The following is a 25,109-nucleotide window of genomic DNA, read 5'->3' as shown; positions in this document are numbered from 1 at the left end:
TCATGCTGATATCCAATGATTTTTTAAACATCTAATTTATGGATATCTGCTTTACACCTTACATGCTAGCTCCGTATATCAGACATCAGTACATTAGAAAAAAATGACTGAAACGGAGTTCAGCAGTGAACCACGCACACCATCCAACCTTATTTATTAATGATGATCATGTGGCAGAACTCGCAACATGGTCAAGCGCCATCGAAGCGCTAAGTCATGCCTACAGCCAACCTATTAACAATGCAATGGTACCGCCACGCACAATGGCACGCGGTGATGGCTTCTGGTTACGTAGCCTATGTGCCGTATCACCATCGAAAGAATATATGGGCTGCAAACTGATTGCCGCCAGCCCGAAAAACAAAAAAGCCAGCTACCTTATTTCATTGTTCGATCAAGACACCATGCGTCTTGCAGCCTTGATTGATGGTAACCGCATTACCGACATCCGCACCGCAGCAAGCTCAGCCGTCGCCGTCAATGCTTTGGCAGGCACAGAAAAATTCGACGTTGCAATTTTAGGTTCAAGCGCATTGGCACGTAGCCATTTACATGCGCTGAATGCGACAGGTCGTATTGCCAAAGTCCGCGTATTTAGCCCAACTGAAGCCAACCGCGAAAAATTCGCCCAAGAATTCCACGCGCAATATGGCTTGGACATTCAAGCGGTCGCAACAGCAGAAGAAGCGGTGAAAGGCAGCAATGTGGTGATCTGTGCATCACGCAGCCGTGATGGCGGGCCAGTGTTTGACGCAGCGTGGCTAGAGCCGGGTATGACGGTGGTATCTGTCAGCTCAACTTTGCCGGAACAGCGCGAACTCGATGTTGACACCATGAAAGCTGCAAGCCTGATTGTGGCAGATATGCCGGAAGAAGTGATTCACGAAACAGGTGATTCACTGGTTGCCATTGAACAAGGCTGCGATGTAGCAGCAAAAACTGTATCGCTATCTGATGTAATGTCAGGCCAAGTCAAAGTGCGCAAAACTCCGGAAGACATCGTGATTTACAAATCCGTAGGTTCAGCACTGCAAGACATCGTCACCGCAGAAATGCTGCTGCGCAATGCCAAAACCGCAGACAAATACCAAGAGATGAGCGACAGCATTGTCACCATCGACCGTTAATTCAGAATTTAAAAACATCAATATTTAAGAACGTAACCCAACAGGGAAAGGAGAATTTTTAATGGCGAGTTATCAACGCAGTGAAGCACGTGCATGGGCAAAAGAACATTTAAAAGGATGTTCATCTGTAACCATTCCAAGTTATAGCCAGGATTTAAGCCATTTAAATGAAAAAGGGATTCGCCACGACATTCAGAAAGTCATTGATCTGGGTTACACCTATACCTTGCTGTGTACAGAAGTGGCGATTACGCCAGAAGAAAATGCACAGTTTACCGCGTGGGCAAAAGATCAGGCTGGCGACAAACTGGGCTTATTCTTCCATGCAGGCTTTGGCACACTGGAAGAAAATATTCGTGCAGTAAAACTGGCGGAAAAAGCCGGTGCAGATATCGTCCTGCTGTCTTACCCGTCAAATTTCTGGCCAACCTCTGAGCAAGATATTTATGACTACACCAAAGCTTTCTGTGATGCGACGGATCTAGGGGTGATGCTGTTTGCTATTCCACTTTGGGGCTTTGAACGTGTACATCCACAAGGCATGTCACCAGAACTGATTCAACGCTTAATTGATGATTGTCCGAACGTGGTGTCTTTAAAAGCAGAACAGGGCTTCCCGCACATTGCCGGTTTAGTCGATAGCTTTGAACGTTTCAATGATCAAATCGTGGTGACCTGTCCTATTGAAAGTGACGTGATTCCATTGCTTCGTTACATGGATATGCAATTCTCAGGAACCAGCTATACGCAGTGGATGGGTGATCATTTTGTGAAAACCTTTAATCTAGCCAAAGAAGGCAATTTTGACGAAGCCATGAAACTGTACTGGCAAGCACAGCCTGCGCGTGGTGCGGTGGGTGCAGCAACAGGCGCTTATATGCCGGGCTCTAATTACATTAACCGTGCACATTGGAAATATATGGACTGGTTGGCAGGCTTTAATGGTGGCCCATTACGTGCACCGATTGCCCGTATTCCAGACCGTCAAATGAAAGTACTGCGCCAAGGTTTGATGGCATCAGGTTTGCCATGCACCAATGATTCTGACAGCGAATTCCTGATTGGCCGTTTCCATGACTAATGCTTAAACGCCTTCAAGATTAAAGGATACATATATGAATAGTATTGCACAGATTAATCCTGCGGATTTGCTGAAAGATCCAAGCCTTTGGAAAACTGGCGCATTTATTAATGGTCAGTGGCTGCAAGAAACTGCTCACGGCACATACAGCTTAAATAATCCTGCAACAGGTTTAGAGCTGGTCAAATTGCCGCGCTGTAAGGAAGAAGAAACCAATCATGCCATTGAAACTGCACAAACTGCATTTGAAAAATGGCGTAAAACCACAGCCAAACAGCGTTCTGAAATTATCAATCGCTGGTATCAGCTGGTGGTGGAAAATAAAGAAGATTTAGCCACCATCATCACTTTAGAAGAAGGTAAGCCTTTATCTGAAGCGCGTGGCGAAATGGATTATGCCTCTTCCTTCCTGCAATGGTTTGCCGAAGAAGCCAAACGTATTCGTGGTGATGTCTTGCCTGCACCGAAAGACACGCAGCGTATTGTGGTGTTAAAACAGCCGATTGGTGTTTGTGCAGCCATTACCCCGTGGAATTTCCCAGCAGCCATGATTACCCGTAAAGCAGGGCCAGCATTGGCAGCGGGCTGTACCATGGTGGTGAAACCTGCCAGCCAAACCCCAATGACCGCTTTGGCACTCGCAGAACTCGCGCGCCGTGCCGGTGTGCCGGATGGTGTATTTAGTGTGCTGACAGGGAATGATACTCGCATTATTGGTGGCATTCTGACTGCACATCCATTGGTGCGTAAGATAACCTTTACCGGTTCAACCGAAGTGGGTCGTACTTTGCTAGAACAGTCAGCGGCGACCATTAAAAAATGTTCGATGGAACTGGGCGGCAACGCGCCATCAATAGTCTTTGATGATGCTGATCTGAACTTAGCGGTAGATGGCGTGATCGCCTCTAAATTCCGTAACACCGGTCAAGCGTGTATTTCTGCCAACCGTATTTATGTACACGATGCTATTTACGATGAATTTGCAGAAAAACTCGCAGCCAAAGTCAAAACTTTAAAAGTTGGCAATGGCTTGGAAGAAGGCGTAGTACAAGGCCCACTGATTGATGCAAGTGCGGTGAAAAAAGTTGAATCACACATCAGCAATGCCTTAGGACACGGTGCATCTGTGGTGTGTGGCGGACGTCGCAGTGAACTGGGCGGATTCTTCTTTGAGCCAACGGTTTTGAAAAATGTCACTCAAGAGATGGTGATTGCCCATGATGAAACTTTTGGCCCAGTCGCACCGCTGATCCGTTTCAGTTCAGATGCAGAGGTGATTGCGCAAGCCAATGATACCGAATTTGGTTTGGCTGCATACCTTTATAGTCAAAACTCAGCGCGTGTTTGGCGTACATCGGAAGCGTTGGAAGCAGGCATGATTGGCATCAATACCGGTTTAATTTCCAATGAGGTGGCACCATTCGGAGGCGTGAAACAAAGCGGTTTAGGCCGTGAAGGCTCACATTATGGCATCGATGAATTTCTGGAAATGAAATACATGTGTTGGGATGGATTGTACACAGACTAAGTCAATCGTCAATTAGGCGTATATCTACTATAGAGCTGTTTCAACTTTGTTCACAATGCCGAACAGCTCTATAGCCGATGCATGAAGCAAATCAACGGCACTGAAAATACAACACTTAGAACAACATCACAGGGGTATTCCGAGGACTGGAATACAGGAGTAAAGGAATGAATATTATTGGTATCGATCATTTGATCTATGGTGCAAATGACCTGAATGCTGCGGTGAAATTTATGCAGGATTTTGGTTTAACTGAAGTCCCAAATCAAGCCTATGGTCGTTATTTTGAAACCTTGGATGGTACAGGTATTTTAGTCGCTGCAGCAGAGCATGCATCATTGCCAGCTAAACTACCCTCCATGAGTCAGCTGCGCAAAATGGTCTATGGCGTTGCCGATCAAACGACTTTAGCTGCCATTCAGGCTGAACTGAGCACTGACCGTGAAGTGAAAGTCCTTGAAAATGGGGCTTTAGAAACGGTTGATGATTCAGGGATTACCATTGGCTTTCAAATTACGAAACGTCGTGAATTGAATTTACCTGTAGAAAAAATCAATGCACCGGGCGCACCGCATCAGCGTGGCTATAACCAGTTGGGTGTCGATCATTCCATTCAAATTCAGCCGCGTACTATTGCGCATACCGCAGTTTTTGTTCCAGACGCTGCCAAAGCGGAAAGCTTTTATGTCAAGCGTCTAGGTTTCCGTGTCAGTGACCGTTTAGGGGGTGGACCATTCCTACGTGCAGGCGGTACAACAGATCATCACACTTTATTTTTAATTCAAGCACCTGAACATATTAAGGGTGTAGAACACATTTCTTTCCATCTTTCAGGTCCAAGCGAACTCATGCTTGCAGGCCAGCGTTTTGAAAAAGCTGGTCATGAAAGCTTCTGGGGACCAGGTCGTCATGGACTCGGTTCAAACTGGTTCTGGTATTTCGACGGTCCTTTGGGCTGCCGTTTTGAATACGATGCCGATATGGATCAGTTGGATGAAAGCTGGACGCCGCGTGAACTGCCATTGCATGAAGACAATGCACAAGCGTACTTACTCGAATTCCGCAAGCAAAACTGGGCACCATTTAATGGTCCAGCCAAAAAAGCAGGTTAATGAAGTTAAAAAATAGCCACATAAGTGTGTTGGCGTAAATACATCTCAGAAGGAGGCTGACATGTATTACAGCTAGGTCACACCTATAGCGCCAAATACAGATGCTCTTATGGAGGAGATTTTAAAATGTTTAAATATATTCAAGTGTCATCAGGAACCGATGAAGAATATGTAGATCACTTATGTGATCGCGTAGAAAAAAGTATCAATCAAGGCTTTCTCCCAATTGATATTTTTAACGATGAAGCGGTGTTCCGTGCAGAAATGGAACGTATTTATACCCGTAACTGGATTTTCATTGCGCATGAAACTGAAATTCCAAATTCAGGTGACTATGTCCTACGTCGTTTAGGGTTGGATAAAGTCATCGTGACGCGTGACAGTGAAAATAAAATTAATGTCTTGCTGAATCATTGCCGTCACCGTGGGACAGAGGTCTGTCATAACGATCGTGGTAATGCGACCAGTTTTAAATGCCCGTACCATGGTTGGGTGTATAAAAACAACGGCGACTGGATGGGCGCACCGCACATGAAAGATGCCTATGGCGGCAAGCTGGATGCGAAAGAATGGGGCTTGCTTCGCGCTGCTAAAGTGGAAAGCCTATACGGTTTCATCTTTGCATCACTGAATGAAGATGTGCCAGATCTGCGTGAATATTTAGGCGATACCGTTTGGGCATTAGATGCGATTTTCGGTATTCACCCAGATGGCGTGCGTTTACTCAAAGAACCAGAACGTTTCCAAGTCAAAGCCGACTGGAAAAGCGGTGCAGAAAACTTCTGCGGCGATGCCTATCACGTAAGTACTGCACATTTATCCGCAGCCAGTTCGGGCTTTATTCCAAGTGTGAATCAAGTCAGCACGCATGCTTCTGGCTATGACTTTGGTGATGGCAACAGTTTTATTGGGCATAACCTATCCAACATGATTGGTGTGCCATTGCCAAATTGGGGCTATCCGCCAGAGCTGCAAGCACAGTTTGATTTGTCTAAATTAGATGAAACGCAAATTAAGATGATTAAGGAAATTCCGCCAACCATTGGCACGATTTTCCCGAACTTCAGTTATATGCGTTTGCCGCATCCACCAGCGCCGGGTGAAATGCCGATTCCATTTACCAATATCCGGATGTGGCAACCAGTTGCACCGGGGGTGATGGAACTGTGGAATTATGAGTTTGAGTTCAGCTTTGTCTCTGAACAGTATGCAGAAAAAGCATATGCCGCTGGTCAGTATGCCTTTGGTTCGGGCGGTATTTTTGAAGCAGATGACACTGCGGTATGGGAAGGCATTGCCAAAGGTGCGCAAAGTCCTTGGCTGCGTAAAGAGCAAGTCAATTTACACTATAACCAAAAGCAAACCGGTAAAGATCCAAACTGGACAGGTCCGGGTGAATTCCATCCATCGATTTACGGGGAATATTGCCAAATTGGTTTCTGGCGCCGTTGGCTGAAAGAAATGCGTGAAGGCAAAAAAGCCAAAGTGACCTGTTTAGCCGATGAAAATGCACAGCAAAAAGGAGTGGCGTAATGGATTATTCAACTCACAACACCGTACACAATTTTTTGGCGCAGGAAGCATTGCTGTTGGATGAACGCCGTTTTGATGAATGGTATGCACTTTTGGATGATGAAATTGTCTATGAAGTGCCGTTGCGCATCAGTGCATACCATTTTAAAGATGAATTTCCGGGCGAAGCCTACCGCATACTGGATAAAAAAGCCCATATCAAAGTGCGTATTGACCGTATGGCATCGGGTCAGGCATGGGCAGAAGTGCCGCCATCCCGCACATTGCGGGTGATTGGCAGTGTCATGATTGAGCCAACGGAACAGGCAGATGTGGTGAATGTACACAGCGCGACCATTATGTACCGTCAGCGCGGCCACGATGAACAGGGCGATATCATTCCTTACCGTCGTGTAGATACACTAAAAATTACTGAGCAGGGTGCTCGCTTACTCAAACGTAAAGCCATTCTCACCGAAGCTGTTTTACGTACGCCTAACTTGGGCGTGTTTCTGTAATCAGAAACCGTCCGCTGGATTTGAAATTAAAGGATGAATCTCATGAGCAATCAAAAAATTGAAATTTTGTTAGACACTCACCAATGCCAAGGTTATGGCATGTGCCTCATGTCGGAAGACATTTTTGAAATTCCGCAAGGCAGTCAGGTGGCCAATCTAAAAATGCATTTTGTCGATATTGACCGTGAAGATGAAGTGAAAGAGCTGGCAGGCTCATGCCCAGCGCAAGCGATCAGTTTCCGTATTTTAGAATCTGCATAAGGAATCAGCCATGACTCAAGCAGTACACAATATGCTGAGCAAACGTTTTGACCAGATCTGTTTTGTGGTTGAAGACTTGCAGCAGGCGATGGATTTTTTCAGCAAGACCAATGGTGTTGAAGTTTGGAATGTCGCGGAAGGCTTATCTCAAACCCAAAAAGAGAAAGAATATTACGGTCAGCCGGGCGATTTCCAGTTTAGCTGTGCCTATGGCTTTGCCGGTGAAACTTTAATTGAACTGGCACGCCATGATAGCGGCAGCAGTGTCTATAAAGACTGGCTGGATGATAAAGGCAAAGGGCCACATCATATTGGTTTCCGTCAAAAAGATGCCGCTGAATATGCACAGGCAGAACAACATTATCTAGATTTGGGTATTCCTAAAGCTATGGCTGGTTTCTTTGAAGGGCCATTTGGCAACTGTCGTTGGGCCTATTTCGATACTCGTGAACAGATTGGCTGCTTTACCGAACTGTATTATGTCGATGGTGAACTGAATGACCGCATGGCAGAACTGAAAAGCGGTAAAAACGTCAGTATTACCGACTAAACCATTACGGCATCAGCCCTGATTGCATCGTCTTTCGATTAGGGCTGAGATTTATCAAGATCATTTAAAAAATATTAGGGCAGACATGCTCGGGCGAAGCTTTGCCTAAAACAAACAAAAGGAGCAGTCGATGTCGGCAAATACACATGCAATTGCAGATGCCTTATATCAAGCAGAACAAAATCGGACAGCGATTGCACCCATTCGTGAGCGTTTAGGGAATGAAGCGACTGCTGACCATGCCTATGCGGTACAGGATATCAATACCCAGCGCGCACTGTCCAATGGGCGCCGTTTGGTCGGTAAAAAGATCGGTTTGACTTCGTTTGCGGTACAGAAACAGCTCGGTGTCGATTCACCCGATTTCGGCATGCTGTTTGACGATATGGCTTATGTCGATGGACAGAGCATTGCATTTTCCAAACTGATCCAGCCCAAAGTGGAAGCAGAAATTGCACTGGTTTTAAAAGCAGATTTAACCCAAGACCAGCACAGTCTGGAAGACATTATCGCCGCGACGGATTATGCCGTGGCAGCCATTGAAGTCGTGGATAGCCGGATTGAACACTGGAAAATTTCCCTGCTGGATACCGTGGCCGATAATGCCTCTTCCGCGGCTTTTGTCCTTGGACAGAAGCAAGTGCAACTGGCTGATGTGGATTGGGTGAACTGCCGTATGCAAATGACCCGCGCAGGTGAGCTGGTGTCAGAAGGGATTGGCAAAGCCTGTCTGGACAATCCACTGAATGCTGCGATTTGGCTGGCAAATGAAATGGTCAAACGCGGTCGTCCACTGCAAGCGGGTGACATTGTACTGACCGGTGCACTCGGTCCCATGGTGGCGGTGCAGGCAGGTGAATCCTATCAGGTAAACATCGACGGTTTGGGTTCAGTTACCGCGGCTTTCAGCGCTTAATGGCTCGGACAAATAAGAACATAAGGATAGAGAGCATGGCAAAAATTAAATGCGCCATCATTGGTTCAGGCAATATCGGCACTGACCTGATGATTAAAATCATGCGCAATGCACACTACGTAGAAATGGGTGCAATGGTTGGGGTAGACCCAAACTCGGATGGTTTGGCACGCGCCGCACGTTTTGGTTTTGAAACCACCGCAGAAAGTGTCGAAGGTCTATTAAAACTGCCAAGTTTTAAAGACATTAAAATTGTCTTTGACGCGACTTCAGCAGGGGCACATGCGCATCATAATGCCGTGCTGCAACAGTATGGCATTCAAGTGATTGACCTGACACCCGCAGCCATAGGCCCTTATGTGGTACCCGTGGTGAATCTGAATCAGCATCTCGATGCTTCGAATATCAACATGGTAACCTGCGGTGGTCAGGCGACCATTCCCATGGTGCATGCTGTCTCTCGTGTAGCCAAAGTTCACTATGCAGAAATTATTGCCTCGATTGCCAGCAAGTCTGCTGGGCCGGGAACGCGTGCCAATATTGATGAATTTACTGAAACCACGTCTAAAGCGATTGAAGAAGTCGGTGGTGCGCAAAAAGGTAAAGCCATCATCATTATGAATCCGGCTGAACCGCCTTTAATCATGCGTGACACGGTGTATTGCTTTGCTGAACTCGGTGCCGATCAGGAGGCGATTCGTCAATCAGTCAAAGACATGGCAGAAGCGGTACATGCTTACGTACCGGGCTACCGCTTAAAGCAGGAAGTTCAGTTTGAAGAATTTAATGTCGCCCGTCCTTTAAATATTTCAGGATTAGGCAAACTGCCGGGCTTAAAAGTCTCCATCTTTCTGGAAGTGGAAGGGGCTGCACATTACTTGCCGGCCTATGCAGGCAACCTCGACATTATGACCAGTGCAGCCCTCGCAGCCGCAGAACGCTTTGCGGAAACCCATTTAAATCAAACACAAACCGCGGCAGAAGGAGCATAAAAGATGATTGATCCACAACGTAAAATCTATGTTTCGGATGTCACGCTGCGTGACGGCATGCATGCCATTCGTCATCAGTATTCACTCAACCATGTTCGTCAAATTGCCCGTGCTTTGGATGAAGCAGGGGTTGACAGCATTGAAGTGGCGCATGGTGATGGTCTGCAGGGTTCCAGCTTTAACTATGGTTTTGGCGCGCATACCGATCTGGAGTGGATTGAAGCCGTCGCCAGTGAAGTGAAACAGGCCAAAGTGGCTACGCTATTACTCCCGGGCATTGGCACGGTGCATGACTTAAAAGCAGCCTACAATGCTGGCGCGCGCGTGGTGCGTGTAGCAACGCATTGTACCGAAGCCGATGTCTCCCGCCAGCATATTGAATATGCGCGTGAACTGGGCATGGATACGGTTGGTTTCCTCATGATGAGCCACATGAATACCCCTGAGGGCTTGGCCCAGCAAGGCAAACTGATGGAGAGTTATGGGGCACAGTGTATCTATGTGGTGGATTCTGGCGGTGCGATGAATATGTATGACATTGCCGACCGATTTAAAGCCATGAAAGAGGTGCTGAAGCCTGAAACTGAAACCGGTATGCATGCACATCATAACCTCAGTCTAGGTGTTGCCAATAGCATTGTGGCGTTGGAACATGGCTGTAACCGTGTTGATGCCAGCCTGACGGGTATGGGTGCAGGGGCAGGCAATGCGCCATTAGAAGTGTTTATTGCAGCAGTACAGCGCATGGGCTTAAATCACGGCTGTGACGTGAAAAAGCTGATTGATGCGGCGGAAGATATTGTCCGTCCATTACAGGAACGTCCAGTGCGAGTCGATCGTGAAACGCTGGCACTCGGTTATGCAGGGGTATATTCCAGCTTTTTACGTCATACCGAAACGGCTGCGGAAAAATACGGTCTGTCTGCTTTCGATATTTTAGTTGAGCTGGGTAAACGTCGCATGGTGGGTGGTCAGGAAGACATGATTGTCGATGTCGCGCTGAATATGCTGAAACAGCAACAGGCATAAACCTAAAAGGTGTAGCAAGTTGCTACACCTTTTCTCAAATGAGTAATTTTGAGATGATTCAATATAAAAAATTGTATTACCCGAGTTATGAAGCGGATTTAAATGCAGTGAAAGAGCATGGTTTATATCTACAATACCTAGAAAAACAGGATAACCGTTTGTGTTATGAGGCGATTAAACAAAATCCACGTGCGATTAAATATGTAAAAAAACAAACTGAAGATTTATGTTTAATGGCGGTTCGGAAAAACGGTGACTTATTGCAATATATCCTTGAACCTAGCCATGAAATGATTTTGGCCGCTGTACAAAATGAAGGATTGGCACTGCAGTATATCTTATTTCAAAATGCAGAAATATGTTTAGCTGCAGTAAAGCAAAATGGATTTGCACTGAAATATGTCAGACAACAAACACAGCAGATTTGTCAGGCAGCCGTGCAATCGAATCCACAAGCGATTAAATATGTGAAGGAACAGACCGAAGCTCTTTGCTACATGGCATTACGTAAAGATGGCATGACTATTCGGGACATTCGTCACCCAACGCCAGCCATGTGCCTGATGGCGATTGAAAATAATCCAATGTCTATTCAGTTTATGGATCATCCAAGTAAAGAGTTGTGTGAGTATGCAGTGAAACTTCGGCCTTATGCGATTCAGCATATTGAGGTGTACTATGAAGATGTATGGCTGAAAGCAATAGCGCAGCGGGCTTTTGTGATCCAGTTTTTAAAAGAATATTCAGAGAAAATTTTGAAATATGCGTTAAGTTGCAATCCAGTCAGTCTGAAATATATAAAAAAAGAGTTTCAGTCAGATGTAATTATTAATTTTGCACTTTCAGCAAATGCAGGAATGAAAAAATATATTCGATAATTGCAAAAATTAAAAAAGTGTTTGTATTTTTAGAAATAGGAGGAGCGGTGGTAGCCCAATCAGCACAGAACAAATTAAGTCTATGGTTTACTGGGTGAGGTGTTGCAGTGATTAGTGCTAGGCCCAGAGTATCCACTAATTCAAAGTTTAGTATTTCATAATAAGTTCGAATTTATATATCAATTTGTTGATTGCAATAGGCGTATGGGGTATTTAGGGGGCTAAGTTTTGATAAGTCTTCGAAGGCATTCATTTAACATGTTGTTGAAATCCGATTTCTAAAAATATTCTATCGTAACTGGTACAAGATTGGTCAGTTGTTCATGTGAAAAATGGATACATATGGATAATTAAACCATGAGATATATTTTGTTTTGATTAGTTTAGGGCCTGAGTTATTCAGACACCATCCCCAGCATAATTTAATTCAGAGATGTTCATCTGAATATATAAAAGTCTTTTAATTCAATGTTTTAAGGTTTTTTATTGGCTGTGCTATCTGATTCTGTCCAAAGCCATTTGACCCTATTTTTGCTTTGTGTGGGTCAATGTTGAGACAACTTACAGATGTGGAATGTAGAAATTCAATGGTTGCACGTAACCAATCGCTATGGCGCAGTTTCATTTGTAGTAAAAACTAGCTTAAAGATGAAAAAAATCACAAAAAATTCATGCCCATATTTTTATGCTCTTCACCGAATCAAAAGAGATCCAAGTTGTACAAGGGAGTCGATAGCGTTTGTTGATGCTTTAAGTGTTAAAAAAATAGCTTTTACTATTATTTGATTAAAAATGAGGATGGCGTGAATAAATTTGCTGAACAGGATTTATCAAGAGTTATCGAAATGGCTTGGGAAGATCGAACCCCATTTGAAGCCATCCAACTTGAGTATGGTTTGAATGAAACTGCAGTGATTCGCTTAATGCGTGAAAATATGAAACCTTCGAGTTTTAAAATGTGGCGTAAAAGGGTAACAGGCCGAAAAACAAAGCATGTGCAGTTGCGTTCACCTGATGTAATTCGGGCTTATTGTTCAAGGCAGTACAAGCGTTTCTAAGCGCTTTACTTTGGGCGCTGTTTGGACTCACGTCGGCATCGTTCAGAACAGTATTTGACCTCTTCCCAGCAGCGTTGCCATTTCTTACGCCAGTTAAAAGGGCGTAAGCAGTGAATACAGATTTTTTCAGGAAGATGTTGCTTTTTCATGGTTTATAACTCATCAATCCGACTGAGGAGCTGCTGCGCATGGGTGATAATCTGCTGCCGATCTTTCAGTTTATCCAGTTGCCGATAGATCATGCCCATACGTGGATGCGTACGAAATATCGCGTCATGTCGGATCATAAAAGACCAGTATAGACTGTTAAACGGACAGCTGTCCGGTTCGATACGGGTTTTGACATTGTAGCTACAGTGCTTGCAGTAATCTGACATTTTATGAATGTAATTGCCCGAAGCGGCATAAGGTTTGCTGGCCATTAAGCCACCATCTGCGTGCATCACCATGCCCAGCGTGTTCGGTAGTTCTACCCATTCATAGGCATCGGCATAGACCGCCAGATACCATTCACTGATCTGCTGCGGGTCTACTCCACTTAACAGGGCAAAGTTGCCAGTAATCATCAAACGTTGGATATGATGTGCATAGGCATGTTGGAAAGTATTGCGAAAACATTCCGCCATACAGTTCATCTGGGTACGGCCAGTCCAGTAAAATTGCGGCAGCGGTGACGAATGCTGTAGTGCATTGCGGTTGGCATATTCCGGCATGTACAGCCAGTAAATCCCTCGTACATATTCGCGCCAACCCAGAATCTGCCGGATAAAACCTTCAACTGCATTCAGTGGTGCATGACCGGTATGGTAAGCAGCTTCTGCCGCATCACAGACTTCTTTGGGCAACAGCAGGCCACAGTTTAAATAAGGTGAGAGCAGGCTGTGAAACAGCGTGTCTGTACCCTGCGCCATGGCATCCTGATAATCACCAAAATAAGGCAAACTATGGGCAATAAAATGTTCCAGCACACGCAGCGCATTACTGCGTGTGGTGGCCCAACGAAAATTGGCAAGACTTCCAGAATGCTGACAAAACTCCCGTTCAACTAGTTCAAGCACATCTAAATCAATCTGATCCCGTTGAAAATGCAGTGGCGGGGGTAAAGGCGGACTGCCCGACCAAGCCTTGCGATTGGCGCTGTCATAGTTCCACTGTTGCCCTATGGGCTGCTGTCCCTGCATCAAGTAACCAGTCTGCTTGCGCATTTCTCGGTAAAAATATTCCATACGTAGTGTTTGGTGGCGACTGGCAAAGTGGCGGAACTGCTCCAGACTACAGAAAAAACGGTCGTCATTCAGGCACTGTACGGGCAGTTGTAGCTGCTGGCTCCAGTGCTGTTCAATCTGCTGCTGTAGGCGGTATTCTCCACAGTGAGTAATTACCAGTTCTGTTACGGGGAACAGTTGTTGTTGTGACTGCACAAAATCCAGCAGGCTACGAATAGGACTATCAGATTCAAAAGCATGATAACGTACACGCCAACCATCAGCCTTTAGCGCCTTGGCAAAGTGACGCATCGCACTAAAAATTAGGGCAATTTTCTGCGGATGATGGGCGACATAAGTGGCTTCCTCAACCACTTCGGCCATCAGGATTACATCCTGAGAGCGATCCAGTACTTTGAGCGTAGCGAGCTGATGATGAAGCTGGTCTCCCAGAATTAAACCGAAACGCATACCAATCTCAAAGTTTATAAACACTAGAATAGTGTAAATATAGGCAGCTCAATTTTTTGTGAAAATACAGATCACCCCAAAGTGACTGTGTCAGATGCGGATCAACCATTGCACAGAAATCATCATCACTTGAGCAAAGCTGTATTTATCTATAAAAATTTCAAGCCATTCTGCAATACTCGAATTCAATCATTGTTTAATGCATAGTCGGTGTGAAAATTATGTGATTTTAATCAAATAGATATAAATTATTGTTGTTGCGATTCAGGCAGCTTACGCCTAGTATTTGAATTGAAGTTACTCCTTGTATGCTTCCTTGGTTTTGTCCCATACACACCTCTGTATGGGATTTTTTTTAATTAGAGGATTGTCATGAGCATGCATTCAACAGCGTATATTTTTAAACAGCAACAATTACTTGTAGATGATCATTTCCAGTTGCCGCAGGTAGCAAGACTTCAACATGATCTGAACCTATCGGAAAATGGTGAGATCATTGCACGGGATTTGAAAGAGGATGAGCCTGTGCCAGAAGGTTATCAGTTGGTTCCGATCAGACAACTGGTACAAGTTTGGAGCAGGCCGCAGTTTGAACAAGCCAGCCGTGCGGTACAGTTACTGGAATGGCGCCGTAATCATCGCTTTTGCAGTAAATGTGGTCATGCCACCCAGCAGCACGTCAGTCAGTATGCTATGGTCTGTCCATCTTGTGGTTATAACCAATATCCGCGGGTGAATCCTTGTGTGATTACCATCATTACCCGAGGTACAGATGAAATTCTGCTGGCGAAAAATGCCCGTAACCAAACCCAGATGTACAGTTTGATTGCTGGATTTGTCGAAGTCGGGGAAACCTTGGAAGACGCTGTACGCCGTGAGACGCTAGAAGAGGTCGGGCTTCAGATTAAAAATATTCAATATCTGGCCAGTCAGCCGTGGCCGTTTCCCAGCAATCTGATGATGGCCTTCAAGGCGGAATATCACGCAGGGGATATTCAGATTCAGGAAAATGAACTCAGTGATGCACAATTTTTCAAGTTTGATCAATTGCCCGAAATTCCGTTCAAGGGCAGTATCGCCTATGCCATGATTCAGCATGTGATGCATGGAACACCTGTGGCAGATGATACCCAAGCGTGGCTTTGAAATTTTAAAAGAGCAGGGTTTGAATGTTTAGATGATAATTTCTGGCTGAAATAAGAACGGAAATCGAGGTCATCTAGAAAAGGAACGCTCTCAGCACTTGCCACGGACTTTGCCCGTTTTCACCCTATATACTGAAATAAAGAGCTTGGCAATGATGGTACTGCATGGTTTTTAGTGCGGTGTCATCGGCTCGATCATGCGAATGCGCTGTATTTTACAGACCGCTATAAACAGATGTCGTTCTGAATAGATTGGGAATATTTTAGATAATCTTGAAAATTTTTCCACTTGAAGTACTTTGGAAAAACATATCAAAGCTAGGTCGAATATCTTCACCATCCACGGTTATATATTTGACATGGGAGCAAGACTGGCTAGCGTCAAAATGGTGATCAACCGTAGCCTGAATAGAATATTTGATACCGAATTGATCTTTTATATTTAGATTTTTTTTAAGCATTTAGATATACCTTGAATCACAGCACGAAAGAGAAACGATTACATGGCTTCATCATTCAGAAGTTTTTATTTAAATCACTTTATGATTTAACTTAAATAATTGATTCATGGAGATATAAAATGTACGACCATCTAAATTTAAATCGACTTCAACGCCAGATTCTAGACGCACTTTTTTACCAACTTCAATCGCTTTAAACCCTTCACGTGTATTTTGCATTTTATTTAAGGGGATTAACGAGACAATAATTTCAGTACCATTTGTAGATTTTGCCACTAATTCATTAATTTTTAACAATGTGTATCCTGTTTTTATGATTTTTTCGAAGAATATGATTAACAACTTTTGAATTAAAAAAGTACAGCGTCGTACTTTTTTAATTCATCTAATTACTTAGATCGCAGTAATATTAATTGCATTTGGGCCTTTTTGACCTTGAGCGATGCTGAATTCAACTTGTTGACCTTCAAATAAGGTTTTAAAACCTGAACTGGCAATTTCACTGAAGTGAGCAAAAACGTCTGGGCCAGATTCTTGTTGAATAAAACCAAAACCTTTAGTTTCATTGAACCACTTAACCGTACCTTTAACAACATTTGAGTTTGACATAATAAATCCTACTGATTTTTTAATAATTTTAGCCATTTTATTGACTGCTTATAACTTGGAAAATAATAATGAATGAGACTTAAAATCTAAAAAAACGAAGGATTATGAATAAAACGACGATACTTAACAGAGATTGAATGAAACAAGATTTTTTCTAGTTACGCTCACTATACCTTAAAAATAAATTTAATCAAGTTTTTTTATATGTATATTTAATTATCTTATAAGAGGCATCTAAATCGGGAAGGAATCTGTTGATCTGGTTGACTTTTTTTTAACAAGGCCATCGACAGCACTGATACATTGAAACAGAAAAAACCAATTTACCGCTTTAAAAGGGGATTCAAGAAAACATGATTTTACCCATTTTCTCAGGCTGTAAGATTAAAGTTTCGTCTACATTCATCCTGTATTTAATCTTCACACTTTGTTCACATCGACTTGGGTTATCTTAATCTTGCAATCAAACAAGGCTTAAAAATGAAAATGCTATTCAAGTCACTTTTTGCCGCTACAGCGCTGGTCGCCATTAGCTTAAGTATGACCACCCGAGCAGAAACGGTGAGGCCTCAGCCGGTAAATCAGGTGGATATTCAGCAGTATGAAGGTAAATGGTATGAAATTGCCCATTTACCGATGTATTTTCAGCGTAAATGCGTATCGAATATCACGGCACAATATAGCGTCAATGCCGATCAAACGATCGGGGTATTGAATAGCTGCCGAATTGCCAATGGCGAGATGATTAGCTCTGAAGGGGTGGCCTATTCGCAAAATCAGGGCAACAGCAAACTCAAGGTCAGCTTTTTGCCTACAGGTTTAAGATGGATACCGTTGACCAAAGGTGATTACTGGGTATTACGAGTAGACCCAGAATATAAAGTGGCACTGGTTGGAGGACCGAGTAACAAATATCTGTGGATTTTATCGCGTGAACCACAATTGGATGAAGCGACTTATCAGTCCTATTTAGATACAGCGAAACACTATGGTTACGACGTTACAAAACTAATCAAATTGCCGCATTAACCAGATAGCCCTTTGCCGAACTGATAAATCTCTCTACAGTTCGGCTTTTTTTCTTTACTTCACATAAAATTCAGATCTAACTGATTAGACTCATCAAATAGAATAAAGACAGTCGCTTAAAATTAGGATAAGTCCATGTTGAAAAGTCTGATACGATGGATAGATAGCTGGTCTACAACTGCACAGCCTGAAATATTGAATGCTGAAAATAGCAAGATTCAGTGGTTGAGGATTTTGCCGTTTATTCTATTGCATCTGGCTTGTCTGGCCGTGTTCTGGGTAGGTGTATCATGGTTTGCGCTTGGCTTTATGCTGATGTTCTACCTGATTCGGATGTTTTCCATCACCGCTTTTTTTCATCGCTATCTGTCGCATAAAACTTTTCAGACCTCGCGCCCAGTGCAGTTCCTATTTGTATTACTGGGTACTATGAGTGCACAGCGTGGCCCCTTGTGGTGGGCAGCCCATCATCGTTATCACCACCGCTATACAGATTCTTCACAAGACCCACATTCATCTACCCACGGTTTTTGGTATAGCCATGTGGGTTGGTTTCTGAATGAATATAACTTTGCCACACGTAGAGAAGTCATCAAGGACTGGCTGAAATATCCAGAATTAATCTGGCTCGACCGGTTTAGTCTAATTGTGGTGCTGCTGACCGCGGGTGGGATTTACGTGCTAGGAGAATGGCTGGCAATAGCTTGGCCACAACTGGGAACTTCCGGCTTGCAATTACTGGTCTGGGGATTTGTGGTCTCTACCGTGCTACTGATCCATGCGACCTTGTGTATCAATTCACTGGCGCATCATTACGGCAGCCGTGATTTTGACACTGATGATCAAAGCCGTAACAATTTATTCTTGTCCATCATTACCTTGGGTGAAGGCTGGCACAACAATCACCATTATTATGCAGGCAGTACCCGACAGGGCTTTTACTGGTGGCAGATTGATGTGACCTATTACCTCCTAAAAATCATGTCTTGGCTTGGGATCGTCTGGGGCCTCAAGCCCATTCCAGCACGAGTCTATGACGTCAGTAAAATTGCTCAACTGAGAAAACAGAAAAAACTCACCACGACGGGCGCTCACACGATTCAATCGAAGGAATCACCATGAAAATCGCAATTATTGGTTCAGGTATTTCCGGTCTGTATGCGGCTTGGAAATTAAGTAAAGTGCATGAAGTGACCGTCTTTGAAAAGAATAATTACTTTGGCGGTCATACCGATACCCATCAGTTGAATATAGAGGGCGAACAGGTCGCGGTGGACAGTGGCTTTATTGTATTTAATCAACATAACTATCCACTGTTCTGCGGAATGCTGAAAGAACTCGGGATTCAAGCGCAAAGCAGTGACATGGGCTTTTCGGTGAATAATCAGGTCACTGGCTTGCAGTACAATCCTTCAAAAAAATTCTCGCTGTTGTTCCGACCGCAAAACTTTTTTAACGCTGATTTTCGCGCGATGTTATCGGATCTATTCCGTTTTTATGCTGCGAATAAAGATTTGGATGTCGAACAGGTTGATGCACAGCTCAGTATTGATGAGTATCTGAATCAGCATGGCTACTCGGAAGCTTTCCGTCAGGAACATCTCTATCCGATGTGCGGGGCACTGTGGTCCTGTCCAGTCGAGCAAGCTGGACAGATTCCGTATAAATTTGTGGTGAGCTTTTTTCAGCACCATCGTATGTTGCAGCTGAAAGAACGACCGTCGTGGCTTACAGTCAAGGGGGGATCAGCTCGTTACGTACGTGCCATTCAGGCCCAATCGAATATGACTTTCCGCAAAACGGGTGTTCTCCATGTATCCCGTAGTGCCAATGATGTAGTGATTGAAACGGCACAGGGCAGTGAACGTTTTGACTGGGTAATCTTTGCCAGCCATGCTGATGACAGCTTGAATTTACTCAAAGACCCGTCCGCACAAGAGCTTGAAGTACTTGGCAAGTTTCGTTATCAAGATAACCGTATGGTGGTGCATTCCGATACTCATATCATGCCCAAATCCAGACGCCAGTGGGCCAGCTGGCATGTGCATGTGACCCCCAGTCGAGCATCCGAATTAACGCCATTCCAGCACAGCGGTATGCACTATGGTTTCAGTTACTGGATGAACCAGTTGCAAAATCTGAACTGTAAAACCCAAATCTTTGCCACACTCAATCCTAACTTTAACCTCGATCCGAAAAAAATATGGGTAGAACGATATTACCGTCATCCAGTATTTGATGCTGCCGCGATTGAGGCGCAACAACGTTGGGCTGAAGTCAATGGTCAGAACCGGACGTCATATTGTGGTGCCTACTGGGGCTGGGGCTTTCATGAAGATGGGGCGCGTAGTGCTTCATGGGTTGTAAATCAGTTGCTGCAACAGACTGAGCAGGCGGCTTAGGAGCACATAATGCAAATGTATCCACTGGCGATTGCCTCTGCCGAAATTCGCCATCGTCGCTATGTGCCGCAATCGCATGCTTTTGAGACGGAGCTGAGCTATTTATGGTTTGATCCGGATCAACTGGCAACTTTTACCCAAAATTCTTGGTTTTGGTCCTCTAGCCGCTGGAATTTCCTGACCTTGGATGAGCGTGATTTTCTGAACATGGAATGTGGCTCGATTCGGCAGAAGGTTACCCATTTGCTGATCAAGCATGAAAACTATCCGTTACCGCATGCCGCATCCATCCGTGTACTGGCTTTGCCGCGCACACTGGGTTTTCGTTTTAATTCTGTGGTGTTTTACCTGATCTTTGATGCGAGCGATCATCTGATTTTTGTGCTGAGTGAAATCACCAATACGCCGTGGAATGAACGTCAGGTGTACATTCACGATTGTCGGCACACTGCCACTGAACATGCGCCTTACCAGAGCCACCAGTTTGACTTTAAAAAGGCCTTTCATGTGTCGCCATTCATGCCGATGTCACTGGATTACCGTTGGCGTTTTAGCTTTTCAGAACAGCAAAATGTGATTCATATGCAACTGTTTGAACAAGAAATATTGCAATTTGATGCCACCATGAAATTTAAGCTGCAAGCCATCACACTTCCTTCACAGCAACATCGATATGCTGTATTAAAAGTTCTTGAGCCCTTTAGGATGGTGAGCGGAATTTATCTACAGGCGTTGCGCTTATGGAAAAAGAAAATTCCGTTTTATCGGCATCCTAAAAAAGAAAAAGGAAAGACATGACGATGAAAACACTGTTCATGGGAGAACATACCGAACTGCCGATAGTGCTGCGCCATATGCTGAAATTGCGTCATGGTCAGTTGATATTTAAAGGTATCTGGAACGGTCTGGTCGGGGAAAACTACAGTGACTTGCACGCGGTAATTCAAGTTCACGACGAACGCCTGATAGATTTGCTGTTCCGTAATGGTGTACTGGGAGCAGCAGAAGGCTTTATTCGTGGTTACTGGAGCAGTGAGGATCTGGTCAATGTAATTCGTATTCTAGCGCGTAATCGTGATGTGCTCGATCGGATGAATCAAAATGTCGTGGCCAAAGCGAGTCAGTTCCTACTTAAGGCTTGGTATAAATCCCGCAAGAATTCGATTGATGGGAGTCGTCAGAATATTGCTGAGCATTATGACTTGAGCAATGATTTTTTTAAATTGTTCTTAGATTCCAGCATGATGTATTCCAGTGCGGTGTTTAAAGAACCCTGTATGAGCTTGGAACAAGCTTCAGATTATAAAAAAGAACTGATCTGCCAGAAACTTCAATTGCAACCGATGGACCATTTGGTCGAAATAGGCAGCGGCTGGGGAGGCTTTGCCATTTATGCGGCTCAGCATTATGGCTGTAAGGTCACCACCATTACCATTTCCAAAGCTCAGTATGATGAAGCACTCGCCCGAGTTGCTGAAGCAGGACTGTCTCATCGGGTGTCTGTACAGCTTCAGGACTACCGTTTACTCGAAGGTAAATACGACAAATTGGTGTCCATTGAAATGATTGAAGCAGTGGGTGAGCAGTATTTACCAACGTATTTCCGAAAATGCCGCGAGCTACTCAAGCCGAATGGTCTAGCCTTGATACAGGCGATTACGATTGAAGATGCACGCTATGCCAAAGCTTTAAATACGGTGGATTATATTAAGCGCTATATTTTCCCCGGTAGTTTTATTCCTTGTATCAGTGTAATGACGCAAACGGCTTCTGAGCAAAAACTTCGTCTCAAGCATCTGGAAGATATTGGTCAAAGCTATGCACAAACCCTGAAGTGCTGGCGCCAGCATTTTCTGGAGCAGCGTGATCAGGTACTACAACTTGGTTTTGATGAGCGCTTTATCCGCATGTGGGATTTTTATCTGTGTTATTGCGAAGGTGGTTTTAGGGAAGGCGTGATCAGTGATGTGCATTTGCTGTTTGAAGCCAGTGCTTACTAAGCACAGATAAAACCGGAGGGCGACATGCTGCTAGATTTATTTTTGCTCAATGTCTTCATCATGCTCTGTAGCTGGGTGTTGGTGACCTATAACCGCAGAGCAGGGCTGGTCGATGTCGCTTGGAGTTTCAGTATTGCCCTCAATGTGATTGTTGCAGCTTGGGCGATTGACAGTGCGCCGCTGTTGGTTCGGTTATTTCTAGGACTGGCGAGTGGGATCTGGTTTTCCCGGCTGACTTGGCATCTGTTACGGCGCTATGCCAACGAAACCCAAGAAGACACGCGTTATGCCAACATGCGCCGAGCGATGGGAGGTTATCAGCATCTCGGTTTTCTGGTGTTTTTTATATTTCAGGCAGGTTTGGCTCTACTGTTTTCTTATCCAATGCTGACATTGTTAAGTATCTCGACCGAGCAATGGAATGACTGGACTTCGGTCACTGTGATTGTGGCGGGCATGATCATGCTATCGGCTTTGATAGGCGAAAGCACTGCCGATCAGCAACTTTACCGTTTTAAGCGAGATCCACAGAATCAAGGTAAAACCATGGATCAGGGTTTGTGGAAATACTCGCGCCATCCGAATTATTTTTTTGAATGGTTGCATTGGTTTGCCTATCCAGTGCTCGGTCTGGCAGCAGGAAGCTATGAATTATGGATTTATCCGCTGCTGATGTGGCTATTCCTGTACTACCTTACGGGGATTCCTTTTAGTGAAAAACAGGCACTGACCCATCGTGGTGACAACTATAAAGACTATCAACGACGAACTTCAATGTTTATTCCGTGGCCACCCAAAGAGTAGGTAAATACATGGACTTTATGATTCAAAAAACCTTAGAACTGATCGAAAGTGGCAAAGTACCCGACCCAGTGATTCGGGCTGGTATTCGTACTTTAAGCAAAAAACGTCTGGCACAAGAAGGTCGCTTTGACCCAGCACTGGCAGCGCAGCGCTATATGGATGTGCTGAGCATGCTGAAAAACAGCGAAATTGCCATTGAGACAGACAAAGCCAATGAACAGCACTATGAACTACCGACCGCATTTTTTCAGGCAGTACTCGGTAAGCGCCTAAAATATAGCGCGAGTCTATTTGAACATGCCGATACGACGCTAGATCAAGCCGAAGAAGCTGCTCTTGCTTGCTACTGCCAACGAGCGCAACTGAAAGATGGGCAGGATATTCTGGAAATTGGCTGCGGTTGGGGTTCTTTAAGTCTGTATATGGCCGAGCATTATCCAACGGCCCGTATTACAGTCGTGTCAAATTCTTCAACGCAGCGTCAGTATATTCAGGAACAAGCCCGTTTAAAAAAACTGGATAACCTGAATGTGATCACTTGTGATGTCAATGTGTTACAACTTGAACCTGCATCATTTGATCGTGTGGTTTCGGTGGAGATGTTTGAGCATGTGCGCAACTATCAAAAACTGTTTGAAAATATCAGTCTCTGGCTCAAACCAGATGGCTTATTGTGGTGTCATATTTTCTGTCATCGTTTCTTGCATTATCCGTTTGAAGTCAAAAATGAGTTTGACTGGATGTCGCAATATTTCTTCAGTGGCGGTTTGATGCCGGCAGCCTCAACTTTTCTACATTTTCAGCAGCATTTGCAGTTAGAACAGCATTGGCAATGGGCGGGTACGCAGTATGAACGTACCGCAAACGCTTGGCTAGAAAATATGGATGGTAAACAGGCCGAGCTAAAGCCCTTGTTTGAACAAACCTATGGTGCGGATGCCGCAATCTGGTGGCAGCGTTGGCGGATTTTCTTTATGGCTTGTGCCGAGCTGTTTGGTTATGAACATGGACGCGAGTGGGTCATTGGTCACTTTCTGTTGAAGAAGAAAGCCGTATAATTGAACAGTGGGATGGGCCAGCGGGGAATGCATCAATGTTAAAGCTGTTTAGGGACAAACGTGATCATCCTCTGGGTGAGGTGTTTAACCGCTACTACTGGCTGCAAATCGGATTCATTGCCCTGTCTGTGGTGATTGGGATTGGCTTCAGTGCTTGGGTGATTAAAGGGTCTTTGCTCAGAACCGCGCTAGAACAAGAAATGTCACACTACTGGCAGCGACTGGAACGCAATCCTACCGCAGAATTGCCCGACACCAAAAACCTGTATGGTTACCGCTGGAACACTATGCCACCCTCCCAATTTCAGCATATGCAACTTGAGCAAGGGGTGAATCGGCATTTTGTCGATGGCAAGGAACGCATGACCGTGTATGGTGAAAAAGACGGGCAGCATGTGCTGTTGGTCTTTGGTGAAAGTAATGTCAATAAACTGGTCTGGCTGTTTGGTCTGGCACCACTGATGGTCAGCTTGTTTGTGCTTTATAGTGTGCTGTGGTGGTGGAATCGCCGTGCTCGGCGCTATTTTTCTCCCATTACCAGACTTGCCAACGCACTGGAACATATTGATTGGGAAGATTATAAAAATCAGGCTTCACCGTTTCATGACATCCGGACTGATTCAAATCTGGAAGCGGAATATCTCAAGCAGGCGCTAGAAAAATATCATCAGGTATTAAGCGAGTTTATTCAGCGTGAACGTGAATTTACTGGTGATGTCAGTCATGAACTACGTACCCCGCTGACCATTCTAAAAGGCAATGTACAGCTATGTCAGGCACGCTATGGGGACAATAAATCATTTACTCGTTTGCACAACACCATTGAAGACATGCAACTATTAGTTGACACACTACTGGCTATCGCCCGCAATGCCACCAATACTTTAACCGCTGAACCGACTCTGCTTTCAGAATGTCTGGAAAATCTAGTTCAGGATCTGGATAGTGTTAGCCATAACAAAGGCATGCGGATAAATTTTCAAAAAGATCTAAACGAACAGCCACGTAAACTTTACCCGTCGATGACCAAAATGGTATTTGGCAATATTTTGCGCAATGCACTGAATTATTCACAAGGCACAGAAATTGATGTGATTCTGCAAAAAAATACCGTATTGATTGCAGATAATGGTATTGGCATTCCTTTACCGAATAACTCCAAGGTGCAAGAACTGTCGGGGCAGCAATTGCAATTAGAGATTAAAGGTCATGGCATTGGACTGCAATTGGTACAGAAGTTGTGCAAGCAGCTGGGCTGGCGGGTGGAGCTGTTTGATCGGCAGTATTATCTCAGTACCCATCAAGATGTTGATCTGGCGATGACGACTGGATTGATTGTCGTCGTATATTTAAATTAAAGCTC

27 protein-coding genes are annotated in these 25,109 nt (G+C 44.5%); 22 read left to right on the top strand and 5 right to left on the bottom strand.

The genetic code is table 11. From position 1 onward, the window contains the following. Positions 1 to 125: 125 nt before the first annotated feature. From E0H94_RS01770 to E0H94_RS01710, 13 genes are all read left to right on the top strand, one after another. Complete coding sequence (locus tag E0H94_RS01770; protein WP_131324852.1) at positions 126 to 1,127, top strand: ornithine cyclodeaminase family protein; 1,002 nt, start codon at positions 126 to 128, stop codon at positions 1,125 to 1,127. A gap of 61 nt (positions 1,128 to 1,188) precedes the next feature. Beyond that, positions 1,189 to 2,208 carry a dihydrodipicolinate synthase family protein gene (locus E0H94_RS01765; RefSeq protein ID WP_131324851.1) on the top strand — a complete coding sequence of 340 codons (1,020 nt, stop codon included), beginning with the start codon at positions 1,189 to 1,191 and terminating at the stop codon, positions 2,206 to 2,208. Positions 2,209 to 2,242: 34 nt separating this feature from the next. Beyond that, positions 2,243 to 3,736, top strand: coding sequence for an NAD-dependent succinate-semialdehyde dehydrogenase (locus tag E0H94_RS01760; RefSeq protein WP_131324850.1), 1,494 nt, complete (start codon positions 2,243 to 2,245; stop codon positions 3,734 to 3,736). A 167-nt stretch (positions 3,737 to 3,903) separates the two neighbouring features. Beyond that, entirely contained in the window at positions 3,904 to 4,848 is a 945-nt protein-coding gene (locus E0H94_RS01755) for a VOC family protein (RefSeq protein ID WP_131324849.1), read from the top strand. Positions 4,849 to 4,974: 126 nt separating this feature from the next. Continuing rightward, positions 4,975 to 6,381 (top strand): aromatic ring-hydroxylating oxygenase subunit alpha, encoded by a 1,407-nt coding sequence (locus E0H94_RS01750; protein WP_131324848.1) that lies wholly within the window; start codon positions 4,975 to 4,977, stop codon positions 6,379 to 6,381. Next, positions 6,381 to 6,878: an aromatic-ring-hydroxylating dioxygenase subunit beta gene (locus E0H94_RS01745; RefSeq protein WP_131324847.1), complete on the top strand. Its 498-nt coding sequence runs from the start codon at positions 6,381 to 6,383 to the stop codon at positions 6,876 to 6,878. Before E0H94_RS01750 ends, E0H94_RS01745 begins: the two co-directional genes overlap by 1 nt. A gap of 42 nt (positions 6,879 to 6,920) precedes the next feature. After that, positions 6,921 to 7,139 (top strand): ferredoxin, encoded by a 219-nt coding sequence (locus tag E0H94_RS01740; RefSeq protein WP_131324846.1) that lies wholly within the window; start codon positions 6,921 to 6,923, stop codon positions 7,137 to 7,139. A 10-nt stretch (positions 7,140 to 7,149) separates the two neighbouring features. Further along, positions 7,150 to 7,689 (top strand): VOC family protein, encoded by a 540-nt coding sequence (locus tag E0H94_RS01735; RefSeq protein WP_131324845.1) that lies wholly within the window; start codon positions 7,150 to 7,152, stop codon positions 7,687 to 7,689. 130 nt (positions 7,690 to 7,819) lie between these two features. After that, positions 7,820 to 8,605 (top strand): 2-keto-4-pentenoate hydratase, encoded by a 786-nt coding sequence (locus E0H94_RS01730; protein ID WP_131324844.1) that lies wholly within the window; start codon positions 7,820 to 7,822, stop codon positions 8,603 to 8,605. 35 nt (positions 8,606 to 8,640) lie between these two features. After that, entirely contained in the window at positions 8,641 to 9,597 is a 957-nt protein-coding gene (locus E0H94_RS01725) for an acetaldehyde dehydrogenase (acetylating) (RefSeq protein WP_131324843.1), read from the top strand. A 3-nt stretch (positions 9,598 to 9,600) separates the two neighbouring features. Beyond that, positions 9,601 to 10,626 (top strand): 4-hydroxy-2-oxovalerate aldolase, encoded by a 1,026-nt coding sequence (dmpG, locus tag E0H94_RS01720; protein ID WP_131324842.1) that lies wholly within the window; start codon positions 9,601 to 9,603, stop codon positions 10,624 to 10,626. A gap of 53 nt (positions 10,627 to 10,679) precedes the next feature. Continuing rightward, positions 10,680 to 11,504 (top strand): DUF4116 domain-containing protein, encoded by an 825-nt coding sequence (locus tag E0H94_RS01715; RefSeq protein ID WP_227548527.1) that lies wholly within the window; start codon positions 10,680 to 10,682, stop codon positions 11,502 to 11,504. A gap of 803 nt (positions 11,505 to 12,307) precedes the next feature. Next, complete coding sequence (locus E0H94_RS01710; RefSeq protein ID WP_131324840.1) at positions 12,308 to 12,562, top strand: TIGR03643 family protein; 255 nt, start codon at positions 12,308 to 12,310, stop codon at positions 12,560 to 12,562. Between the two features lie 5 nt (positions 12,563 to 12,567). On the opposite strand, the gene E0H94_RS01705 is transcribed toward E0H94_RS01710, so the two are convergent. Both E0H94_RS01705 and E0H94_RS01700 read right to left on the bottom strand, forming a co-directional pair. Next, on the bottom strand, positions 12,568 to 12,711 hold the full coding sequence (locus tag E0H94_RS01705) for a DUF2256 domain-containing protein (RefSeq protein ID WP_131324839.1): 144 nt from the start codon (positions 12,709 to 12,711) through the stop codon (positions 12,568 to 12,570). A 3-nt stretch (positions 12,712 to 12,714) separates the two neighbouring features. Then, the gene (locus E0H94_RS01700; protein ID WP_131324838.1) at positions 12,715 to 14,238 is read right to left on the bottom strand and encodes a cryptochrome/photolyase family protein; all 1,524 of its coding nucleotides are present in this window, start codon (positions 14,236 to 14,238) and stop codon (positions 12,715 to 12,717) included. A 372-nt stretch (positions 14,239 to 14,610) separates the two neighbouring features. Here E0H94_RS01700 and nudC point away from each other — a divergent pair, with 372 nt between their 5' ends. After that, on the top strand, positions 14,611 to 15,384 hold the full coding sequence (gene nudC, locus E0H94_RS01695) for an NAD(+) diphosphatase (protein WP_165495566.1): 774 nt from the start codon (positions 14,611 to 14,613) through the stop codon (positions 15,382 to 15,384). A 262-nt stretch (positions 15,385 to 15,646) separates the two neighbouring features. Here nudC and E0H94_RS01690 read toward each other — a convergent pair whose 3' ends face one another. The 3 genes from E0H94_RS01690 to E0H94_RS01680 all read right to left on the bottom strand — a co-directional run bounded on the left by E0H94_RS01690 (position 15,647) and on the right by E0H94_RS01680 (position 16,453). Beyond that, positions 15,647 to 15,844, bottom strand: a complete 198-nt coding sequence (locus tag E0H94_RS01690) for a hypothetical protein (RefSeq protein WP_131324837.1) — start codon at positions 15,842 to 15,844, stop codon at positions 15,647 to 15,649. A gap of 69 nt (positions 15,845 to 15,913) precedes the next feature. Next, positions 15,914 to 16,141, bottom strand: coding sequence for a hypothetical protein (locus E0H94_RS01685; RefSeq protein ID WP_131324836.1), 228 nt, complete (start codon positions 16,139 to 16,141; stop codon positions 15,914 to 15,916). Positions 16,142 to 16,237: 96 nt separating this feature from the next. Continuing rightward, complete coding sequence (locus E0H94_RS01680) at positions 16,238 to 16,453, bottom strand: cold-shock protein (RefSeq protein ID WP_131324835.1); 216 nt, start codon at positions 16,451 to 16,453, stop codon at positions 16,238 to 16,240. Positions 16,454 to 16,933: 480 nt separating this feature from the next. Here E0H94_RS01680 and E0H94_RS01675 point away from each other — a divergent pair, with 480 nt between their 5' ends. From E0H94_RS01675 to E0H94_RS01640, 8 genes are all read left to right on the top strand, one after another. Beyond that, a complete protein-coding gene (locus tag E0H94_RS01675) occupies positions 16,934 to 17,482 on the top strand; it encodes a lipocalin family protein (protein WP_131324834.1) in 549 nt (182 codons plus the stop codon). A 135-nt stretch (positions 17,483 to 17,617) separates the two neighbouring features. Then, positions 17,618 to 18,604: an acyl-CoA desaturase gene (locus E0H94_RS01670; RefSeq protein ID WP_131324833.1), complete on the top strand. Its 987-nt coding sequence runs from the start codon at positions 17,618 to 17,620 to the stop codon at positions 18,602 to 18,604. Further along, positions 18,601 to 19,884 (top strand): NAD(P)/FAD-dependent oxidoreductase, encoded by a 1,284-nt coding sequence (locus E0H94_RS01665; RefSeq protein ID WP_131324832.1) that lies wholly within the window; start codon positions 18,601 to 18,603, stop codon positions 19,882 to 19,884. The genes E0H94_RS01670 and E0H94_RS01665 overlap by 4 nt, the downstream gene beginning before the upstream one ends. Positions 19,885 to 19,893: 9 nt before the next feature. Further along, positions 19,894 to 20,682, top strand: coding sequence for a DUF1365 domain-containing protein (locus tag E0H94_RS01660; RefSeq protein WP_131324831.1), 789 nt, complete (start codon positions 19,894 to 19,896; stop codon positions 20,680 to 20,682). A gap of 2 nt (positions 20,683 to 20,684) precedes the next feature. After that, positions 20,685 to 21,884 (top strand): class I SAM-dependent methyltransferase, encoded by a 1,200-nt coding sequence (locus E0H94_RS01655; protein ID WP_413773000.1) that lies wholly within the window; start codon positions 20,685 to 20,687, stop codon positions 21,882 to 21,884. A gap of 24 nt (positions 21,885 to 21,908) precedes the next feature. Next, positions 21,909 to 22,688: a DUF1295 domain-containing protein gene (locus E0H94_RS01650; protein ID WP_131324829.1), complete on the top strand. Its 780-nt coding sequence runs from the start codon at positions 21,909 to 21,911 to the stop codon at positions 22,686 to 22,688. Between the two features lie 8 nt (positions 22,689 to 22,696). Next, positions 22,697 to 23,746, top strand: a complete 1,050-nt coding sequence (locus E0H94_RS01645; protein ID WP_131324828.1) for an SAM-dependent methyltransferase — start codon at positions 22,697 to 22,699, stop codon at positions 23,744 to 23,746. A 35-nt stretch (positions 23,747 to 23,781) separates the two neighbouring features. After that, entirely contained in the window at positions 23,782 to 25,104 is a 1,323-nt protein-coding gene (locus E0H94_RS01640) for a sensor histidine kinase (RefSeq protein ID WP_131324957.1), read from the top strand. Positions 25,105 to 25,109: the final 5 nt, after the last annotated feature.

This window comes from Acinetobacter sp. ANC 4173, assembly GCF_004331255.1.
In the GTDB taxonomy this organism is placed as follows: Bacteria; Pseudomonadota; Gammaproteobacteria; order Pseudomonadales; family Moraxellaceae; genus Acinetobacter.
The sequence above is the reverse complement of the archived record's forward strand: the minus strand, read 5'-3'. Positions and strand labels throughout refer to the sequence as shown.